We start from the raw sequence: 20,178 nt of genomic DNA, 5'->3' as shown, positions 1-20,178 counted from the left end.
ACGATTGGCTAATGGGATGATGTCAACCATGAAGGGACGCGTCCTTGTCGTCGACGACGACACCGCACTGGCCGAGATGCTCGGCATCGTGTTGCGTGGAGAAGGTTTTGAGCCGTCGTTCGTAGCGGACGGCGACAAGGCACTGGCTGCCTTCCGGGAGGCGAAGCCGGACCTGGTGCTGCTCGACCTCATGCTGCCCGGACGGGACGGCATAGAGGTGTGCAGGCTGATCCGGGCCGAGTCCGGGGTGCCGATCGTGATGCTCACCGCCAAGAGCGACACGGTCGACGTCGTCGTCGGCCTGGAGTCCGGGGCGGACGACTACATCGTCAAGCCGTTCAAGCCGAAGGAGCTGGTGGCCCGCATCCGGGCCCGCCTGCGCCGCTCGGAGGAGCCCGCGCCGGAGCAGCTGGCCATCGGTGACCTGGTCATCGACGTGGCCGGGCACTCGGTCAAGCGCGACGGCAACTCCATCGCCCTGACCCCGCTCGAGTTCGACCTGCTGGTCGCGCTCGCGCGCAAGCCCTGGCAGGTCTTCACCCGCGAGGTGCTGCTGGAGCAGGTATGGGGCTACCGGCACGCGGCGGACACCCGCCTGGTCAACGTGCACGTACAGCGTCTGCGCTCCAAGGTCGAGAAGGACCCGGAGCGCCCCGAGATCGTCGTGACGGTGCGTGGTGTCGGCTACAAGGCAGGACCGAGCTGACGTGAAGCCCGGCAGGCCGCGGGGCGGCTCCCGCTGGGGAGCCCTGCGGGCCGGCCGGCTGCTCCAGGAAGGAGCACCCGGCGGCCCTGTGCTGCGGTTGTTCGTACGACTCGTGCGGCGCCCGCTGCTTCCGGCTGTCCGGCTGTGGCGGCGCAACATCCAGCTGCGGGTGGTCGCCGCCACGATGCTGATGTCGCTGGCCGTGGTGCTGGCGCTCGGCTTCGTGGTGATCGCGCAGGTCAGCAAGGGGCTCCTCGACGCCAAGGAGGAGGCCGCGCAGAGCCAGGCCGCCGGCGGGTTCGCGGTGGCGCAGGAGAAGGCCAACACGCCGGCGACCGTGGACGGGCCCGACGCCACCGACAACAAGCTGGGCCGCGACGCCAGCACCTGGATGAACTCGCTGGTCAAGCAGCTCGCCAGCGGCGGCCAGACCGCCTTCGAGGTGGTCGCGCTCGGCGCCGGCACGGGCAGCGCGGCGGGCACCGGCCCGGCCGCGGCCGCCGCACCCGGCGGTGCGGGCGCCTCCGGCGTCAAGGGCGCCCGGGCCTCGGGCAACGTGGACCCCACGGCGAGCGTCCCGCCGAAGCTGCGCCGGGCCGTCAACCACGCCACCGGCACGTTCAAGACGTTCTCGCAGATCAAGTACACGGCCGGGGCCGGCGACAAGGCACCCGAGCCGGCGCTCGTGGTGGGCAAGCGGCTCACCGACATCAACGGCGACCCCTACGACCTGTACTACCTCTTCCCGCTGACGCAGGAGGAGGAGTCGCTGAACCTGGTGAAGTCGACCATCGCGACGGCCGGGCTGTTCGTGGTCGTCCTGCTCAGCGCCATCGCCTGGCTCGTCGTACGGCAGATCGTGACCCCCGTGCGGATGGCCGCGGGCATCGCCGAGCGGCTGTCGGCCGGGCGGCTGCAGGAGCGGATGAAGGTCACCGGCGAGGACGACATCGCGCGCCTCGGCGAGGCCTTCAACAAGATGGCGCAGAACCTCCAGGTCAAGATCCAGCAGCTGGAGGACCTGTCGCGGATGCAGCGGCGGTTCGTCTCGGACGTCTCGCACGAGCTGCGCACGCCGCTGACGACCGTGCGGATGGCCGCCGACGTCATCCACGACGCCCGCGTCGACTTCGACCCGGTCACGGCGCGCTCGGCGGAGCTGCTGGCCGGGCAGCTCGACCGCTTCGAGTCGCTGCTGTCGGACCTGCTGGAGATCAGCCGGTTCGACGCGGGGGCCGCGGCGCTGGAGGCCGAGCCGATCGACCTGCGCGACGTGGTGCGCCGGGTCATCGACGGGGCCGAGCCGCTGGCCGAGCACAAGGGCACCCGGATCCGGGTGCTCGGCGACACCCAGCCGGTGATCGCGGAGGCCGACGCCCGGCGTGTGGAGCGCGTCCTGCGCAACCTCGTCGTCAACGCGGTGGAGCACGGCGAGGGCCGCGACGTGGTGGTCCGCCTCGCCTCCGCGGGCGGGGCCGTCGCCGTCGCCGTGCGCGACTACGGCGTCGGGCTCAAGCCCGGCGAGGCCACCCGCGTCTTCAACCGCTTCTGGCGGGCCGACCCGGCCCGCGCCCGCACCACCGGCGGCACCGGCCTCGGCCTGTCCATCGCCGTCGAGGACGCCCGGCTGCACGGCGGCTGGCTCCAGGCCTGGGGCGAGCCGGGCGGCGGCTCGCAGTTCCGGCTGACCCTGCCGCGCACCGCGGACGAGCCGCTGCGGGGCTCCCCGATCCCGCTGGAGCCCGAGGACTCGCGGGCCAACCGGGCCCGGGCCGCGGCCGAGGCCGCCGGTTCCGGATCCGGGGCGAAGGGGCCGCGGGCCCAGGCCCCGGCCCGGCCGGAGCGCTCGGCGATACCGCCCCGGTCGGCGGTGGCCGGTGCGCTGCCGGTGCCCGCGGACCCGACGGCCCTGCCCGGCAACGGGGCCCGTGTCGTGGCCCGGCCGGCCGACCAGGCAGCACAGGAGGATGGAGCAGGTGGGCGCTGAGGTGGACGCCGGACCCGTGCAGCACACAGGCGGCGACGGCCGCCGCGCACAGCAGCAGGAGCAGCAGAGCGAGCGGCCCGGCGAGCGGCCCGGCGGGCCCCGGCAGCGCGAGCCCCGGCAGCACGGGCCGCAGCGGCGCCGGCAGGCCGTCCGCCGGGCCGGTGCGGCCGCCGCCGCCGGCGGTGCGCTGCTGCTGGCCGGCTGCGCGTCCATGCCCTCCAGCGGGGAGATCCGCGAGGTCCGCGCCTCGCAGGGCGTGGACTCGCAGGTACGGGTCTTCGGTGTGCCGCCGGCCGACAAGGCGGGCCCCACCGACATCGTCGACGGCTTCCTCGAGGCCATGACCAGCGACGATCCGCAGCTCCAGACCGCCCGGAAGTACCTGACCGAGGACGCCGCCAAGGCCTGGCGGCCGGGCTCGGTCACCGTGCTCTCCGGGGGCATCGACCGCTTCTCCGTCCAGGCCGAGAAGGAGCCCGCGGGTCCGAAGTTCAAGATGGCCGGCACGAAGCTCGCGACGGTGGACGAGCGCAGCGCGTACCAGCCGGAGAACCCGGGCGAGCGCTACGAGGAGTTCCTCCAGCTGGTCCAGGAGAACAAGCAGTGGCGGATCGCGACCCCCCCGAAGAACCTGGTGCTCAGCGAGTCGGACTTCCAGCGCATCTACATGCCGGTGAACAAGTACTACTTCGCGGGCGGCACGCTCGTCGCCGACCCGGTGTACGTGCGCCAGCGCAGCGACCCGGACTCGCGGATGGACCCGACCACGCAGACGGTGCAGTCGCTGCTGGCCGGCCCCTCCAAGTGGCTGGGGCCCGTGGTCACTTCGAGCTTCCCCACCGGCACGGAGCTGCGCGAGGGCACCAAGTCCCTTTCGTACGACGGCCAGAACACCCTGCGCGTGCCGCTGAACGACAAGGCGGACAACGTCGCGCAGCCGCAGTGCCAGAAGATGGCCACCCAACTGCTCTCGACGGTCAAGGACCTGACGGCGTCCCGGCTGGACCGGGTGGAGCTGCTGCGCGCGGACCGGTCCTCGCTGTGCTCGGTGACCGACGCGGCGGCGGCGGCCATCGCGCACCGGGTCCCGTCGCCCGACTACCAGTACTACGTCGACGCCGAGGGCCGGCTCGTCCGGATGAAGCTCGACGTGAACAGCGAGGACCAGCAGTACAGGCCGGAGCCGGTGCCGGGGCCGCTGTCCACGCCGAACGCCCCGTTCAAGGTCTCCTCGGCGGCCGTGGCGTACGACGAGAAGCGCGCCGCGGTGGTCTCCGAGGACGGGCGCGGCCTGTACCAGGTGAACCTGACGACCGCCGGGCCGATGCCGCAGCCGGTGCTCACCTCCAAGAGCGCCAAGCCGAACGGGCTGAGCGCGCCGAGCTTCGACGCGGGCGGCAACCTGTGGATCGCCGACCAGGACCTGCAGGGCCCGGCCCTGTACTGGGTGCCGGCCGGCTCGGCGGCCCCGCAGAAGGTCGACGTGTCGGGGCTCGACGGCGGGCGGATCACTGCGCTGAAGGCCTCCCCGGACGGGGTGAGGCTCGCGCTGCTGGTGCAGAAGGGCAACGGCAAGCGCCTGTACATCGGGCGGATCGAGCGGCCCGAGGGCGGCAAGGGCGACCGGTCGGTGGTGGCCGTGCGCGAGCTGCGCCCGGCGGCCCCGCAGATGGCGGACGTGACGGCGCTCAGCTGGGCGCCGCACGGGCGGCTGCTGGTGGTCGGCCGGGAGAGCGGCGGGGTCGTGCAGGCCCGGTACATGCTGGCGGACGGGTCGATGGTCGCGGCGAGCCTGCCCGGGGCGGCGGGGCTGGTCGCGGTGGCGGCGACGGAGGACGAGAAGAAGCCGGTGGTGGCGTCCTCGGACGAGGACGGCATCGTGTGGCTGCCGCCGGGTGCGCAGTGGCGCACCGTGGCGGCGGGCGGGCGGGCGCCGGTGTACCCGGGCTGATCCCGGGCCCCGGCCCGGCCGGGGCCCGGGCCGGCGGGGCCGGCCTGCGGCTTCGCCGTCGTCCACAGGGGTGGCGGGCGGGGCGCCGGCCGCGGCACCGTGGCGGGGTGCGCGGGTGGTGGCAGGAGCTCGCCGGGCTGGTGCTTCCGGCCGACTGCGCGGGCTGCGGGGCGGCCCGCGTCGTGCTGTGCGCCGGCTGCGCGCGGGCGTTGGACGGGAGCCGGGCCGGGCCGGTGCGGCCTTCGCCCTGCCCGCCGGGGCTGCCGCCGGTGCATGCGGCCGCGGTCTACGAGGGCGCCGTACGGGCCGCGGTCCTCGCACACAAGGAGCGCGGGGCCCTCGCCCTGGCCGGCCCGCTCGGCGGGGCCGTGGCCGCGGCCGTCCGCGCGGGCGGGTGCGGCTCGGCGGCGGGGCCGGCGGCCGGACTGCTGCTGGTGCCGGTGCCCTCGGCGCGCCGGCAGGTGCGGGCCCGCGGCCACGATCCGGTGCGCAGGATCGCGCTGGCGGCCGCGGGGCGGCTGCGGCGGGCCGGTGTGCCCGTGCGGGTGGCGCCCGTGATCCGCCAGGTGCGGTCGGTGGCGGACCAGGCGGGCCTGGCGGCCCGGGAGCGGCGGGCGAACCTCGACGGTGCGCTGGGGGTGCGGCCGGGTGCGCAGCGGCTGGCGGCCGGGGTCCGGATCGTGCTGGTGGACGACGTGGCCACGACCGGCGCGACGCTCGCGGAGGCGGCCCGGGCGCTCGGCGCGGGCGGGCTCGGACCGGTGGCGGGAGCGGCCGTCGTGGCGGCTCCGGCCCGGTCTTTCGTACGAATCCGGTCTACTACCCGGACAGAGCATCATTCCCGTGAATAGATTTGGAACCGAAGGGGAAGGCGCATCGTTGCAGGTAGTAAGAGGGAATGGCCACCTGAACGGAGGTACGGTCCGGTAGCGGGTGCCGACAACCGTCCGGGAGAGATATGTTCGGTTGTGAGGAACTGGCGACCCTGGACCCGCGCATCGGATCGCACGTTTCGTCGTTGTCCGAATCTTCGTGTCAGAGGCTGTCTCTCGACTCCGAAGTCGGTGGGGTGTAGATCTTGCCGATGGGGGAGGAGGAGGTGAAAGTCGCCAAGTCCGTGGCTCCGGTGTTCACCGGAGCCTGGTGCGAAAGGGAGACGCTTCGCCCAGGGGCGGAGCTATCCGGGAACGGAGTTCTGCGTGGACATCGTCGTCAAGGGCCGCAAGACCGAGGTGCCCGAGCGGTTCCGCAAGCACGTGGCCGAGAAGCTGAATCCGGAGCGGATCCAGAAGCTCGACGCCAAGGTGATCAGCTTGGACGTCGAGGTGTCCAAGGAGCACAACCCGCGCCAGGCCGACCGTTCCGACCGCGTGGAGATCACCCTGCGTTCGCGGGGCCCGGTCATCCGTGCCGAGGCCGCCGCCACCGACCCGTACGCGGCGCTCGACCTGGCACAGGAGAAGCTGGAGGCCCGGCTGCGCAAGCAGCACGACAAGCGTTTCACCCGCCGCGGTACCGGGCGGCTCTCGGCGGCCGAGGTCGCCGACGTGGTCCCGGGCGTGGCGACCCTCAACGGCAACGGTCAGCCGGTCAGGGAGGAGATGGAGGACGCCGTCCCGACCACCAGGATCGGGTCGCTCGAGGTCCAGGGCGAAGGCCCGCTCATCGTCCGCGAGAAGACGCACTCGGCCGCGCCCATGTCGCTCGACCAGGCTCTGTACGAGATGGAGCTGGTCGGCCACGACTTCTATCTGTTCGTCGACTCCGACACCAAGATGCCGAGCGTCGTCTACCGGCGCCACGGCTATGACTACGGCGTGATCCACCTCAACGCCGACCAGGCCTCCAGCCAGGACGAGTCCGGCGCGGGCGGCGCAGGGGGTGCGCTCGGCGGCTGACGCCGCGTTCCCATTCCGTACGGTGCCCCCGTGCGACGCCACGGCGTCCGCGGGGGCACCCGTGCGATGCGTATGCGCCAACGTGCGGGCCGCACGACCCCGCCGGGCGGTGCGGGCATGGAATCATGGCGGTCAGTCAACGGGTGGGCACTTCCGCCCGGTTGGCCGGAATCTCGGCACTTGCAGGGGGAGGAACGATGGCGGACGGTTTCGGGCCGGTGCGCGGTGACGACGGCGGGGAGCCGATCCGGGTGCTCGTCGTCGACGACCACGCCCTGTTCCGGCGCGGGCTGGAGATCGTCCTGGCGCAGGAGGAGGACATCCAGGTCGTCGGCGAGGCCGGGGACGGCGCCGAGGCGGTGGACAAGGCGGCCGACCTGCTGCCGGACATCGTGCTGATGGACGTGCGGATGCCCAAGCGCGGCGGGATCGAGGCCTGCACCTCGATCAAGGAGGTCGCCCCCTCCGCCAAGATCATCATGTTGACGATCAGCGACGAGGAGGCCGACCTCTACGACGCGATCAAGGCGGGCGCCACCGGGTACCTGCTGAAGGAGATCTCCACGGACGAGGTGGCCACCGCGATTCGCGCGGTGGCCGACGGGCAGTCCCAGATCAGCCCCTCGATGGCGTCGAAACTGCTGACCGAGTTCAAGTCGATGATCCAGCGGACGGACGAGCGGCGCCTGCTGCCCGCGCCGCGGCTGACCGACCGCGAACTGGAAGTCCTGAAGCTGGTCGCGACCGGAATGAACAACCGCGACATCGCCAAGGAGTTGTTCATCTCGGAGAACACCGTGAAGAACCACGTCCGCAACATCCTGGAGAAACTCCAGCTGCACTCCCGGATGGAAGCGGTCGTCTACGCGATGCGGGAGAAGATCCTCGAGATCCGCTGACCGCGGCCCGGCCGTGCCGGCGGCCGGTCCGGCCTGGCGGCCGGTCCCGCCTGGCGCCGGTCCGGCCGTCAGAGCGCGGCCAGTTCCGCCGTGACGGCGGCCGCCTCGGCCGGGGTGGCGGCGCGCTCGACGCGGACGTCCGAGCAGCCCACCCACTCCGCCGCCTCGCGCAGGGCGCGTGCCGCGGCCGGTGCCGCCTTCGGGGACTCCAGCGTCACCTGCCGGGCCACCAGCGTCCTGCCCTCGCGGGCCGGGTCGACACGGCCGACCAGGTGCCCGCCGGCGAGCACCGGCATCGCGAAGTACCCATAGACCCGCTTGGGCTTGGGCACGTACGCCTCCAGCCTGTGCGCGAAGCCGAAGATCCGCTCGGTGCGGGCCCGGTCCCACACGAGGGAGTCGAAGGGCGAGAGCAGCGTGGTGCGGTGCCGGCCGCGCGGGGGCGCCGCGAGGGCGGCCGGGTCGGCCCAGGCGGGCTTGCCCCAGCCCTCGACCTCGACCGGCACCAGCCCCGAGTCGGCGATCACCGCATCGACCTGCTCTCCCTTGAGGCGGTGGTAGTCGGCCAGGTCCGCGCGGGTGCCCACGCCCAGGGACTGCCCGGCGAGCCGCACGAGGCGGCGCAGGCACTCGCGGTCGTCGAGGTCGTCGTGGAGCAGTTCGCCGGGTACGGCGCGCTCGGCCAGGTCGTACACCCGCTTCCAGCCGCGCCGCTCGGTCACGACCACGTCCCCGGCATCCAGCAGCCACTCCACCGCGATCTTGGTCTCGGACCAGTCCCACCACGGGCCGCCGTTCTTCGCCCCGCCCAGCTCGGTCGAGGTCAGGGGGCCCTCCGCCCGCAGCCGGTCCAGGACCAGCCGGCAGGAGCCCTCCTTGTCCTTCATCCTGTGCCAGCGGTAGCCCTGCGCCCGCTTGACGCGCCGGCGGAACGCGAAGTGCGGCCACTCCTCCACGGGCAGGATGCAGGCCGCGTGCGACCAGTACTCGAAGGCGTGCTGCTCGGTCCAGTACGCCCGCTCCACCGCCTCCCGGCCCACCGCGCCCAGGCGCGCGTACGGGACGAGCTCGTGCGAGCGGGCCAGCACGGAGATCGTGTCGAGCTGCACCGCCCCGAGGTGGCGCAGCATGCCGCGCACCCCGCCGCGGCGGTCGGGCGCGCCGAGGAAGCCCTGCGCGCGCAGGGCGATCCGGCGCGCATCGTCGGCGGAGAGGGACACGGCGGCGGTGGCGGTGGTCATGCGCCGCAGCCTAGGCGCCGCCACTGACAACGGGCCGGGTCAGCGCTCGGCGGCGGGCAGGTACGGCCGCGCCGGGGTCAGGCCGAGGTCGGACGGGAGCAGGCCGCCCACCCAGCAGTCGCGGTCGGTGCCGCCCCGCCGCAGCGCGGCCCGCAGGACGCCCTCGATGCGGAAGCCGACCTTCTGGGCGACGGCCCGGGAGGCCGCGTTGCCGGCTTCGGCGCGCCATTCCAGCCGTGTCGCGCCGACCTCGGTGAAGAGCCAGCGGGCCACGGCCTCCACGGCCTCGGCCGTGTATCCGCGGCCCCGGTGCTCCTTGGCGGCCCAGTACCCGATCTCGTACGCGTCCGGTCCGCGCACGTGCACGCCGACGGCCGCGACCAGCGGGCCGTCCCCGCGCAGCCGGACCGCGAAGGCGTACGCCGTGTCGTCGCGCCAGCCGTCCGGGACGATCGTGCCGACGAAGCCGCGCGCGTGCTCGCGCCCGTACGGTGAGGGGACCATGGTCCAGCGCTGGATGTCGGGGTCCTGCACGGCCGCGTACACCTCCTCCTCGTCCGCCGGGACGAAGGGGCGCAGCCGCAGCCGCGGGGTGGTCAGTGCCGTGGGCTCCATGGACGAATTCTGCGGGCGCCGGTCATCGCGGGCGAACAGTTTTCGGCGGGGGCGGCACCTTCCGTGCCCCCCGTACGTTCTCATTCCGGGCGCATGCCGTCCTGCGGCCATGGCGGACCTCCCGACGCGACCGTGTCCTCGCTTACGATGGCCGGTGCGGCGGGGCCCACCCTCCGTGCCCGCGTACGAACCAGTGCCAGGCCCGACCGGCGAGGAGACAAACCCCGGTGTCCGTCTTCAACAAGCTCATGCGTGCAGGCGAAGGCAAGATCCTGCGCAAACTGCACCGCATCGCGGACCAGGTCAACTCCATCGAAGAGGACTTCGTCAACCTCTCCGACGCCGAGTTGCGGGCGCTCACGGACGAGTACAGGCAGCGCTACCAGGACGGCGAGAGCCTCGACGACCTGCTGCCGGAGGCCTTCGCGACGGTCCGCGAGGCGGCCAAGCGCGTCCTGGGCCAGCGGCACTACGACGTGCAGATCATGGGCGGCGCGGCCCTGCACCTCGGGTACGTGGCCGAGATGAAGACGGGCGAGGGCAAGACCCTCGTCGGCACGCTGCCCGCGTACCTGAACGCGCTGTCCGGCAAGGGCGTGCACCTGATCACGGTCAACGACTACCTGGCCGAGCGCGACTCCGAGATGATGGGCCGCGTCCACAAGTTCCTCGGCCTGACCGTCGGCTGCATCCTGGCGAACATGTCGCCGGCGCAGCGCCGCGAGCAGTACGCCTGCGACATCACGTACGGCACGAACAACGAGTTCGGCTTCGACTACCTGCGCGACAACATGGCGTGGTCGAAGGACGAGCTGGTGCAGCGCGGCCACAACTTCGCCGTGGTCGACGAGGTCGACTCCATCCTCGTCGACGAGGCCCGCACCCCGCTGATCATCTCCGGCCCGGCCGACCAGGCCACCAAGTGGTACGCGGACTTCGCCAAGCTGGTCACGCGCCTGACCAAGGGCGAGCCCGGCAACCCGCTCAAGGGCATCGAGGAGACCGGCGACTACGAGGTCGACGAGAAGAAGCGCACCGTCGGCATCCACGAGGCCGGTGTCTCCAAGGTCGAGGACTGGCTCGGCATCGACAACCTGTACGAGTCGGTGAACACCCCGCTCGTCGGCTACCTCAACAACGCCATCAAGGCGAAGGAACTGTTCAAGAAGGACAAGGACTACGTCGTCATCGACGGCGAGGTCATGATCGTCGACGAGCACACCGGCCGCATCCTGGCCGGCCGCCGCTACAACGAGGGCATGCACCAGGCGATCGAGGCGAAGGAAGGGGTGGACATCAAGGACGAGAACCAGACCCTCGCCACGATCACCCTGCAGAACTTCTTCCGCCTCTACACCAAGCTGTCCGGCATGACCGGTACGGCCATGACCGAGGCCGCCGAGTTCCACCAGATCTACAAGCTCGGCGTCGTCCCGATCCCGACGAACCGGCCGATGCAGCGCATCGACCAGCCCGACCTGATCTACCGCACCGAGGTCGCCAAGTTCGCCGCCGTCGTCGACGACATCGCGGAGAAGCACGAGAAGGGCCAGCCGATCCTGGTCGGCACCACCTCGGTCGAGAAGTCCGAGTACCTCTCGCGCCAGCTGTCCAAGCGCGGCATCCCGCACGAGGTCCTCAACGCCAAGCAGCACGAGCGCGAGGCCACGATCGTCGCCCAGGCCGGCCGCCGCGGCGCGGTCACGGTCGCCACGAACATGGCCGGCCGCGGTACCGACATCAAGCTCGGCGGCAACCCGGACGACCTCGCCGAGGCCGAGCTGCGCCAGCAGGGCCTGGACCCCGAGGAGCACATCGAGGAGTGGGCGCACGCGCTGCCCGCCGCGCTCCAGCGGGCCGAGGCGGCCGTCAAGGCCGAGTTCGAGGAGGTCAAGTCCCTCGGCGGGCTGTACGTGCTGGGCACCGAGCGGCACGAGTCGCGCCGTATCGACAACCAGCTGCGCGGCCGCTCCGGCCGTCAGGGCGACCCGGGCGAGTCCCGCTTCTACCTGTCGCTGGGCGACGACCTGATGCGCCTGTTCAAGGCGCAGATGGTCGAGCGGGTCATGGCGATGGCGAACGTGCCGGACGACGTGCCGATCGAGAACAAGATGGTGACGCGCGCGATCGCGTCCGCCCAGTCGCAGGTCGAGACCCAGAACTTCGAGACCCGCAAGAACGTCCTGAAGTACGACGAGGTCCTCAACAGCCAGCGCGAGGTCATCTACCGCGAGCGCCGCCGCGTCCTGGAGGGCGAGGACCTGCACGAGCAGGTGCGCTTCTTCATGGACGACACGATCGACGCGTACATCGCGGCCGAGACGGTCGAGGGCTTCGCCGAGGAGTGGGACCTGGACCGGCTGTGGGGCGCCTTCAGGCAGCTCTACCCGATCAAGGTGACGGTGGAGGAGCTGGAGGACGCCGCGGGCGACCGCGCCGGCATCACCGCCGAGTTCATCGCGGAGTCCGTCAAGGACGACATCCACGAGCAGTACGAGGCGCGCGAGAAGGCGCTGGGCTCCGACATCATGCGCGAGCTGGAGCGGCGCGTGGTGCTCTCGGTCCTGGACCGCAAGTGGCGCGAGCACCTCTACGAGATGGACTACCTCCAGGAGGGCATCGGCCTGCGCGCGATGGCCCAGAAGGACCCGCTGGTCGAGTACCAGCGCGAGGGCTTCGACATGTTCAACGCCATGATGGAGGGCATCAAGGAGGAGTCCGTCGGCTACCTGTTCAACCTGGAGGTCCAGGTCGAGCAGCAGGTCGAGGAGGTCCCGGTGCAGGACGCCGCGCCGTCGCTGGAGAAGGAGCCGGCGGGTGTCCGGCCGGAGATCCGCGCGAAGGGGCTGGACGCTCCGCAGCGGCCGGACCGGCTGCACTTCTCGGCGCCGACCGTGGACGGTGAGGGCGGCGTCGTCGAGGGCGACTTCGACGCGGACGGCGCCGCGGGTGACGGCATGACGCGGGCGGAGCGCCGCAAGGCCCAGAAGGCCGCGGGCGGCCGCCGCCGCAAGAAGTAGCCCCCGCCCCTTGGGGGCGCCCCGCCGGGCCCGGCCGCGCAGCTGCGACGCACTGCGCGACCGGGCCCGGCGGTGTTTCGACGCGGGGTGGCGGGTGCCGGGCGAGGGCGGCGCTGCTCACTGCGTCAAAGTCGGACCGCTGGTTTTGTACAGATCCGCATCATGACGCGCCGGGGGTGAGTGGCATCAAACTGGAGTCATGGACAAGCGAGTTGAGGCAAAACCTCCGCGCCCCCAGTTCGAGCTGCGCTGCGGTGGTCTGCACGTGGTCGTCGACCGGGTACCCGTCTGGCTGATCACGCTGGTGACCACGGCCACCGGCACGGGGGCGGCCTGGTGGACCAGCCGTTAGTCAGGGGCGGGGGCCGCGGATCTCCACGGCTGCGCAGCGCCAGCGCTGGTCGGGGCCCTGCTCCAGGCGGAACGCCATGGCCGAGACGCGGTCTCCCGTCGCGATGCGGGCGAAGGCCTCGATCACCCCGGGGCCCGGGTGGAAGCGGCCGCAGTGGCGCAGCACGGGCCGTAAGCGGACCGGGAGGGGTCCGGCCGGGGCCAGGTCGATGAGCTGGTCGTAGGCCGGTCCGACCGTGAGGCCGAGCAGCGAGTGCACCGGGCGCTGGCCGCTTACCACCGCCAGCAGGCGCTCCGCGAACCAGTCGTGCGGGGCCCTCGGGCGGCGGGGGCGGCTCGGCCGGCGCCGGTCGTCGCGGGCCGGTGGGCGGGTGCCGGTGGGCCCCGTCGGCCTGGTCGTCTTTCCCGTCCCGGTCATGGGTGGTCCCCCGAAACTCGGGCCCGGTGCGGTACCGGGCGGTAACTTGGTTGGGGATCTTCTACGGCCGCCCGCCACCCTCTGCAACGGGCCCGCGGGCCTGCCGGCGGCTCCGACCCGATCCACCTATCCGGGTGACCCCGGCCCCGTGCCCGTGGGCCTCCGGCCCGTTGCCCGTATCCCCAGGTGGACGCCGGAGCCCCCGTCTCCGACACCCCGAAAGGGGACCCCGCCCGTCACCCCGCGCAGTCCCCGCACACCCCGGACGGGTGCCCTGCGGCTCCGCCCCAAGGCCCGCGCCTCGAACGCCGGCGGGGCTGGAGTTGCCGGACCCCGGTTTCGGGAGGCCGGCGGGGTCGAAACGCGGCCCCCACCCGGCTTCGACGGGTGCGGGGTGGGAATGGCCCGCCGGGTCGGCCCCCCCGGAAGGGGCGGTGGGGCCGGAACGGCCGGGCTGCAGCCTCGACGCGGAGGCTGGTCTCGGAGGCCGTGGGGCGGCGGTCGTATGCTGGGTGGGTTTCCGACTACCGAAAGCAGCCGGCCATGCGCGTGTACGTCCCCCTGACCCTCCCCGGGCTCGCCGAGGCGCACAAGGCGGGTGAGCTGGGCGGCGCCCCGCTGCGGGCGTACGCCGTCACCCCCGCCCTGCGGGAGTGGTACGTGTCGGACGACATCGAGGAGCTGGAGTACGCCGCCCTCGGCCGGGCCGCGGCCGCCTCGCTGCGGCTGCTCGCCGAGGACGCCGCCGCCCCCCGCAAGCGCGTCGTGGTCGCGGTGGACGTCGCCGACAAGGCCGTCAGCGCCGTCCCGGGCCTGGACGAGGCCACGCTGGGACAGGTCGGCCTCGCCGGGCCGGTGCGCCTGACCACGGCCGCCGCCGTGCACGTCGACGCCGATGACGCCGTCGAGGACGTGGCGGCGGCCGCCGCCGCGCTGCCCGCCGCCGACGCCGGTGACGAGGACGCCGCGTTCACCGTCGACGGCGCCGAGGACCACGAGCTGCTGTGGTTCGGCGTGCAGGAGATCCCGGGGCTGTTGGCATGACCGACGGACACCGCCCGAAGAGCCCGAAGAACCGGGAGAACCGGAAGAACCGGAAGAACCCCGTCCACATAGTCTGGGACTGGAACGGGACCCTGCTCCACGACATCGACGCCGTCATCACGGCGACGAACGCCTCCTTCGCCGAGTTCGGCTTCGCGCCGCTCACCCTGGAGCGCTACCGCGAGCTCTACGTCGTCCCCGTACCGAAGTTCTACGAGCGGCTCATGGGACGGCTGCCCACCGAGGCGGAGTGGGAGGTCATGGACGCCACCTTCCACCGGCACTACTGGGCCGCCGCCGAGGACGCCGGCCTGACCGCGGGCGCCCGGGAGCTGCTGCGCGACTGGCAGGCCGACGGGCTGACCCAGTCCCTGCTGTCGCTCGCCCCGCACGACCGGCTCGTCCCGCTCGTCCACGCCCACGGCATCGACCGGCACTTCCTGCGCGTCGACGGCCGCACCGGCCCCTCGCACACCTCCAAGGCCGGGCACCTGGTCCGGCACATGCAGGCCCTGGAGCACTCCGGGGTGACGGCGGAGGCGACCGTCCTGATCGGGGACGCCGTCGACGACGCCCTCGCCGCGGCGCACGTGGGCGCGCGGGCCGTCCTCTACACGGGTGGTTCGCACAGCCGCACCAGTCTGGAATCGGCCGGTGTCCCGGTCGTGGACACCCTGGCAGAGGCCGTTCGCACTGCTCGCGAGCTGGCCGAATAGCGACTGGCACGCACGGCCGTTCGCGTCACTGCGCACATCGTCAAACTTCCGGACTTGCTTTTGTACAGATCCGGACCGTGACGTGAGGGGGGTCCGGCGAGATAGCCTGGTACCCGTGATCAGCGCGATAGTCATCGGGGGCGCCGAAGCCCCCGGCCTGCGCCCGGCGCACGACCGTGCCCGGGCCTTCGCTGGTCCCCGCCTCCGGGACACCGCGCCGATCTTGGCCGAATCCCTCCCGGACGGCTCCCACGACGACATAGCGTCGGCTCCGGACGGACACCACCCCGCCTCGCGGCGCTACGTCATTCCTTCCTTCACCTACGTCACGCAATGGCGCGCGACAGGAGCCAGAGGACATGCAGACCAAGCTGGACGAAGCAAAGGCCGAGCTGCTCGCGCGGGCGGCCCGGGTAGCTGAGCACAGCCCGGCCGGGGGGGTTCTTCCGACTGGGGCCGAGCAGGAAGAGCGCCCCGACCGGGACACGACGCTCTCCTATCTCCAGCGCTACTACCTGCACACCGCGCCAGAGGACCTCCTGGACCGGGACCCGGTCGACGTCTTCGGGGCGGCGCTCTCGCACTACCGGCTCGCCGAGAACCGCCCGCAGGGCACCGCGAACGTCCGCGTGCACACGCCGACCGTCGAGGAGAACGGCTGGACCTCCAGCCACTCCGTGGTCGAGGTGGTCACCGACGACATGCCGTTCCTCGTGGACTCCGTGACGAACGAGCTGTCCCGCCAGGGCCGCGGCATCCACGTCGTCATCCACCCGCAGGTCGTCGTCCGCCGCGACATCACCGGCAAGCTGATCGAGATCCTCGGCCCCGACTGCGACGCCCACGGCCCGCGGACCGCGCGCCCCCACGACTCCCTCGTCGAGTCGTGGATCCACGTCGAGATCGACCGCGAGACCGACCGCGCCGACCTCAAGCAGATCACCGGCGACCTCCAGCGCGTCCTGTCCGACGTCCGCGAGGCCGTCGAGGACTGGGAGAAGATGCGCGACGCCGCGCTGCGCATCGCCGACGAGCTGCCGAACGAGCCCTGCGCGTCCGACCTCCACGAGTACGAGCGCGAAGAGGCCCGCGAGCTGCTGCGCTGGCTCGCCGACGACCACTTCACCTTCCTCGGCTACCGCGAGTACAACCTCGTCGACGGCGACGCCCTGACCGCCGTGCCCGGCACCGGCCTCGGCATCCTGCGCTCCGACCCGGTCCACCACGGCCAGGAGGACGCCCACCCCGTCTCGCCGTCCTTCAACCGGCTCCCGGCCGACGCCCGCGCCAAGGCCCGCGAGCACCGCCTGCTGGTGCTGACCAAGGCCAACAGCCGCGCCACCGTGCACCGCCCCTCGTACCTCGACTACGTCGGCGTGAAGAAGTTCGACGCCGAGGGCAACGTCGTCGGCGAGCGCCGCTTCCTCGGCCTGTTCTCCTCCGCCGCGTACACCGAGTCGGTGCGCCGCGTCCCGGTCATCCGCCGCAAGGTCGCCGAGGTCCTGGAGGGCGCCGGCTTCTCGCCGTCCAGCCACGACGGCCGCGACCTGCTGCAGATCCTCGAGACGTACCCGCGCGACGAGCTGTTCCAGACCCCGGTCGACAAGCTCCGCGAGATCGCCACCTCCGTCCTGTACCTGCAGGAGCGCCGCCGGCTGCGGCTGTACCTGCGCCAGGACGAGTACGGCCGCTACTACTCGGCCCTCGTCTACCTGCCGCGCGACCGCTTCACCACCGGCGTCCGGCTGCGGCTGATGGACATCCTCAAGGAGGAGCTCGGCGGCACCAGCGTCGACTTCACCGCCTGGAACACCGAGTCGATCCTCTCCCGCATCCACTTCGTCGTCCGCGTCCCGCAGGGCACCCGGCTGCCCGCGCTGACCGACGCCGACGTCGAGCGCGTCGAGGCCCGCCTGGTCGAGGCCGCCCGCTCCTGGGCCGACGGCTTCGGCGAGGCACTGACCGCCGAGCTCGGCGAGGAGCGCGCCGCCGAACTGCTGCGCAAGTACGGCGGCTCCTTCCCCGAGGGCTACAAGGCCGACCACACGCCGCGCGCCGCGGTCTCCGACCTGGTCCACCTGGAGCGGCTCGCCGCCAGCGACCGCGACTTCGCCCTGTCGCTGTACGAGCCCGTGGGCGCCGGCCCCGGCGAGCGCCGCTTCAAGATCTACCGCACCGGTGAGCAGGTCTCGCTGTCCGCGGTCCTGCCCGTCCTGCAGCGCCTGGGCGTCGAGGTCACCGACGAGCGGCCGTACGAGCTGCGCTGCAGCGACCGAAGCAACGCCTGGATCTACGACTTCGGCCTGCGGATGCCCGTCCCGGCCAACGGCGACAACTACCTCGGCGACGACGCCCGCGAGCGCTTCCAGGACGCCTTCGCCGCCGTGTGGCGCGGCGACGCCGAGAACGACAACTTCAACACCCTGGTGCTCGGCGCCGGGCTCACCTGGCGGCAGGCCGTCGTCCTGCGCGCGTACGCCAAGTACCTGCGCCAGGCCGGCTCCACCTTCAGCCAGGACTACATGGAGGACACCCTCCGCAACAACGTCCACACCACCCGGCTGCTGGTCTCGCTCTTCGAGGCCCGGATGTCGCCCGGCCGCCAGTCCGCCGGCACCGAGCTCATCGACGCCATGCTGGAGGAGCTGGACGGGGCCCTGGACCAGGTCGCCTCGCTCGACGAGGACCGGATCCTGCGCTCCTTCCTCACGCTGATCAAGGCCACCCTGCGCACCAACTTCTTCCAGCTCGGCGCCGACGGCGAGCAGCACTCCTACGTGTCGATGAAGTTCGACCCGCAGGCCATCCCGGAGCTCCCCGCCCCGCGCCCGGCCTTCGAGATCTGGGTGTACTCCCCGCGCGTCGAGGGCGTCCACCTGCGCTTCGGCAAGGTCGCCCGAGGCGGCCTGCGCTGGTCCGACCGCCGCGAGGACTTCCGTACGGAGATCCTCGGCCTGGTCAAGGCGCAGATGGTCAAGAACACCGTCATCGTGCCGGTCGGCGCCAAGGGCGGCTTCGTCGCCAAGAACCTGCCGGACCCGTCGGTGGACCGCGACGCGTGGCTCGCCGAGGGCATCGCCTCGTACAAGATCTTCATCTCGGCGCTGCTCGACATCACCGACAACATGGTCGGCGGAGAGGTCGTCCCGCCGCAGGGCGTCGTGCGCCACGACGAGGACGACACCTACCTCGTCGTCGCCGCCGACAAGGGCACCGCGACCTTCTCCGACATCGCCAACGGGGTCGCCGAGTCCTACGGCTTCTGGCTGGGCGACGCCTTCGCCTCCGGCGGCTCGGCCGGCTACGACCACAAGGGCATGGGCATCACCGCCCGCGGCGCCTGGGAGTCCGTCAAGCGGCACTTCCGCGAGCTCGGGCACGACACCCAGACCCAGGACTTCACCGTCGTCGGCGTCGGCGACATGTCCGGTGACGTCTTCGGCAACGGCATGCTGCTCTCCGAGCACATCCGCCTGGTCGCCGCCTTCGACCACCGGCACATCTTCATCGACCCGAACCCGGACGCGGCCGTCTCCTACGCCGAGCGCCGGCGCCTGTTCGAGCTGCCGCGCTCCTCGTGGGCCGACTACGACACCGCGCTGCTGTCCCCGGGCGGCGGCATCCACCCGCGCTCCGCGAAGGCCATCCCGGTCAACGCGCAGATGCGCGAGGCCCTCGGGATCGAGGCGGGCGTCACCAAGATGACCCCGGCCGAGCTGATGCAGGCCGTCCTGCACGCCCCCGTGGACCTGCTGTGGAACGGCGGCATCGGCACCTACGTCAAGGCGACGACCGAGACGCACGCCGAGGTCGGCGACAAGGCCAACGACGCCATCCGCGTCAACGGCGCCGACGTCCGCGCCAAGGTCATCGGCGAGGGCGGCAACCTGGGCCTGACCCAGCTCGGCCGCATCGAGTTCGCCCGCGTCGGCGCCGGCGGCGAGGGCGGCAAGGTCAACACCGACGCCATCGACAACAGCGCGGGCGTGGACACCTCCGACCACGAGGTGAACATCAAGATCCTGCTCAACGCGGTCGTCGCCGACGGCGACATGACCCTCAAGCAGCGCAACTCGCTGCTCGCTGAGATGACCGACGAGGTCGGCCGGCTCGTGCTGCGCAACAACTACGCGCAGAACGTCGCCCTGGCCAACGGCGTCGCCCAGGCGTCGAGCCTGCTGCACGCGCAGCAGCGGTTCATGCGCCGCCTGGAGCAGGCCGGACTGCTCGACCGCAGCCTGGAGTTCCTGCCCTCCGACCGGCAGGTCCGCGAGCTGCTCGGCAGCGGCAAGGGCCTGACCCAGCCGGAGCTGGCCGTCTTGCTGGCCTACACCAAGATCACGGTGGCGGACGAGCTGATCGCCACCGAGCTGCCGGACGACCCGTACCTGCGCCGTCTGCTGGACGCGTACTTCCCGGCGGCGCTGCGCGAGAGGTTCCCCGAGCAGGTCGGCGCCCACGCGCTGCGCCGGGAGATCATCACCACGGTCCTGGTCAACGACACCGTCAACACCGGCGGTTCGACCTTCCTGCACCGCCTGCGCGAGGAGAGCGGAGCCTCCACGGAGGAGATCGTCCGGGCGCAGCTCGCGGCCCGCGAGATCTTCGGCCTGGCCGAGGTGTGGGACGCGGTCGAGGCGCTGGACAACAAGGTCGCGGCCGACGTCCAGACCCGGGTGCGGCTGCACTCGCGGCGCCTGGTCGAGCGGGGCACGCGCTGGCTGCTGAACAATCGGCCGCAGCCGCTGCAGATCACCGAGACCATCGAGCTGTTCGCCGACCGGGTCGCGCAGGTCTGGAGCGAGCTGCCGAAGCTGGTGCGCGGTGCGGACCTCGAGTGGTACCAGCTGGTGCTGGACGAGCTGGCGCGCGAGGGCGTGCCGGAGGAGCTGGCGGCCAAGGTCGCCGGGTTCTCGTCGGCGTTCCCGACGCTGGACATCGTCGCGATCTCCGACCGCACCGGTGTCGACCCGCTCGGTGTCGCCGAGGTGTACTACGACCTCGCCGACCGCCTCGACATCACCCAGCTGATGGACCGCATCATCGACCTGCCGCGCGCGGACCGGTGGCAGTCCATGGCCCGTGCCTCCATCCGCGAGGACCTGTTCGCGGCGCACGCCGCGCTGACCGCCGACGTGCTGGCGGCCGGCAACGGGGACTCCACGCCGGAGGAGCGGTTCAAGGCGTGGGAGGAGAAGAACGCGGCGATCATCAGCCGGGCGCGGACGACCCTGGACGAGATCCGCGGGTCGGACGACTTCGACCTGGCGAACCTGTCCGTGGCGATGCGGACCATGCGGTCGCTGCTGAGGGCTCACGCCTGAGTCCCGGC

14 protein-coding genes are annotated in these 20,178 nt (G+C 72.2%); 11 read left to right on the top strand and 3 right to left on the bottom strand.

Features of this window, described 5'->3' with window-relative positions; translation table 11 throughout:
• Positions 1-16 precede the first annotated feature (16 nt).
• The 6 genes from mtrA (at position 17) to AB0953_RS29370 (ending at position 7,441) form a co-directional block, all read left to right on the top strand.
• Positions 17-706 (top strand): two-component system response regulator MtrA, encoded by a 690-nt coding sequence (gene mtrA, locus AB0953_RS29395; RefSeq protein WP_361918457.1) that lies wholly within the window; start codon positions 17-19, stop codon positions 704-706.
• 1 nt (position 707) lies between these two features.
• A complete protein-coding gene (gene mtrB / locus AB0953_RS29390; protein ID WP_366862602.1) occupies positions 708-2,693 on the top strand; it encodes an MtrAB system histidine kinase MtrB in 1,986 nt (661 codons plus the stop codon).
• Positions 2,683-4,644, top strand: a complete 1,962-nt coding sequence (locus AB0953_RS29385; RefSeq protein WP_366862601.1) for an LpqB family beta-propeller domain-containing protein — start codon at positions 2,683-2,685, stop codon at positions 4,642-4,644. The genes mtrB and AB0953_RS29385 overlap by 11 nt, the downstream gene beginning before the upstream one ends.
• A 107-nt stretch (positions 4,645-4,751) precedes the next feature.
• A complete protein-coding gene (locus tag AB0953_RS29380) occupies positions 4,752-5,495 on the top strand; it encodes a ComF family protein (protein WP_366862600.1) in 744 nt (247 codons plus the stop codon).
• Between the two features lie 348 nt (positions 5,496-5,843).
• Positions 5,844-6,542, top strand: a complete 699-nt coding sequence (gene raiA, locus AB0953_RS29375; protein WP_366862599.1) for a ribosome-associated translation inhibitor RaiA — start codon at positions 5,844-5,846, stop codon at positions 6,540-6,542.
• Between the two features lie 197 nt (positions 6,543-6,739).
• Positions 6,740-7,441 carry a response regulator transcription factor gene (locus tag AB0953_RS29370; protein WP_366862598.1) on the top strand — a complete coding sequence of 234 codons (702 nt, stop codon included), beginning with the start codon at positions 6,740-6,742 and terminating at the stop codon, positions 7,439-7,441.
• A gap of 68 nt (positions 7,442-7,509) precedes the next feature.
• On the opposite strand, the gene AB0953_RS29365 is transcribed toward AB0953_RS29370, so the two are convergent.
• On the bottom strand, positions 7,510-8,682 hold the full coding sequence (locus AB0953_RS29365; protein WP_366862597.1) for a crosslink repair DNA glycosylase YcaQ family protein: 1,173 nt from the start codon (positions 8,680-8,682) through the stop codon (positions 7,510-7,512).
• A 39-nt stretch (positions 8,683-8,721) separates the two neighbouring features.
• Positions 8,722-9,297: a GNAT family N-acetyltransferase gene (locus tag AB0953_RS29360; protein WP_366862596.1), complete on the bottom strand. Its 576-nt coding sequence runs from the start codon at positions 9,295-9,297 to the stop codon at positions 8,722-8,724.
• A gap of 227 nt (positions 9,298-9,524) precedes the next feature.
• Between AB0953_RS29360 and secA the strand changes: the two genes are divergently transcribed.
• Positions 9,525-12,317 carry a preprotein translocase subunit SecA gene (secA, locus tag AB0953_RS29355; protein ID WP_366862595.1) on the top strand — a complete coding sequence of 931 codons (2,793 nt, stop codon included), beginning with the start codon at positions 9,525-9,527 and terminating at the stop codon, positions 12,315-12,317.
• Positions 12,318-12,516: 199 nt separating this feature from the next.
• Positions 12,517-12,669 (top strand): hypothetical protein, encoded by a 153-nt coding sequence (locus AB0953_RS29350; RefSeq protein ID WP_366862594.1) that lies wholly within the window; start codon positions 12,517-12,519, stop codon positions 12,667-12,669.
• Here the strand turns inward: AB0953_RS29350 and AB0953_RS29345 are convergent, their stop codons facing one another.
• Positions 12,670-13,086, bottom strand: coding sequence for an Rv3235 family protein (locus AB0953_RS29345; protein ID WP_366862593.1), 417 nt, complete (start codon positions 13,084-13,086; stop codon positions 12,670-12,672). It abuts the gene before it with no gap.
• Positions 13,087-13,629: 543 nt separating this feature from the next.
• Between AB0953_RS29345 and AB0953_RS29340 the strand changes: the two genes are divergently transcribed.
• From AB0953_RS29340 to AB0953_RS29330, 3 genes are all read left to right on the top strand, one after another.
• On the top strand, positions 13,630-14,130 hold the full coding sequence (locus AB0953_RS29340) for a hypothetical protein (RefSeq protein WP_366862592.1): 501 nt from the start codon (positions 13,630-13,632) through the stop codon (positions 14,128-14,130).
• Positions 14,127-14,846 carry an HAD family hydrolase gene (locus AB0953_RS29335; RefSeq protein WP_366862591.1) on the top strand — a complete coding sequence of 240 codons (720 nt, stop codon included), beginning with the start codon at positions 14,127-14,129 and terminating at the stop codon, positions 14,844-14,846. Before AB0953_RS29340 ends, AB0953_RS29335 begins: the two co-directional genes overlap by 4 nt.
• Before the next feature lie 359 nt (positions 14,847-15,205).
• Complete coding sequence (locus AB0953_RS29330; RefSeq protein WP_366862590.1) at positions 15,206-20,170, top strand: NAD-glutamate dehydrogenase; 4,965 nt, start codon at positions 15,206-15,208, stop codon at positions 20,168-20,170.
• The last annotated feature ends 8 nt before the right edge of the window (positions 20,171-20,178 follow it).

The organism is Streptomyces sp. NPDC046866, assembly GCF_040704625.1.
Taxonomy (GTDB): domain Bacteria; phylum Actinomycetota; class Actinomycetes; order Streptomycetales; family Streptomycetaceae; genus Streptomyces.
This window is presented reverse-complemented; position numbering and strand designations above follow the sequence as displayed.

Excerpts from the sequence above, each read along its gene's own strand:
- mtrA (WP_361918457.1), top strand. The coding sequence starts at position 17 with ATGATGTCAACCATGAAGGGACGCGTCCTTGTCGTCGACGACGACACC.
- AB0953_RS29370 (WP_366862598.1), top strand. The coding sequence starts at position 6,740 with ATGGCGGACGGTTTCGGGCCGGTGCGCGGTGACGACGGCGGGGAGCCG.
- AB0953_RS29365 (WP_366862597.1), bottom strand. The coding sequence starts at position 8,682 with ATGACCACCGCCACCGCCGCCGTGTCCCTCTCCGCCGACGATGCGCGC.
- AB0953_RS29360 (WP_366862596.1), bottom strand. The coding sequence starts at position 9,297 with ATGGAGCCCACGGCACTGACCACCCCGCGGCTGCGGCTGCGCCCCTTC.
- AB0953_RS29350 (WP_366862594.1), top strand. The coding sequence starts at position 12,517 with ATGGACAAGCGAGTTGAGGCAAAACCTCCGCGCCCCCAGTTCGAGCTG.
- AB0953_RS29345 (WP_366862593.1), bottom strand. The coding sequence starts at position 13,086 with ATGACCGGGACGGGAAAGACGACCAGGCCGACGGGGCCCACCGGCACC.
- AB0953_RS29340 (WP_366862592.1), top strand. The coding sequence starts at position 13,630 with ATGCGCGTGTACGTCCCCCTGACCCTCCCCGGGCTCGCCGAGGCGCAC.
- AB0953_RS29335 (WP_366862591.1), top strand. The coding sequence starts at position 14,127 with ATGACCGACGGACACCGCCCGAAGAGCCCGAAGAACCGGGAGAACCGG.
- AB0953_RS29330 (WP_366862590.1), top strand. The coding sequence starts at position 15,206 with ATGCAGACCAAGCTGGACGAAGCAAAGGCCGAGCTGCTCGCGCGGGCG.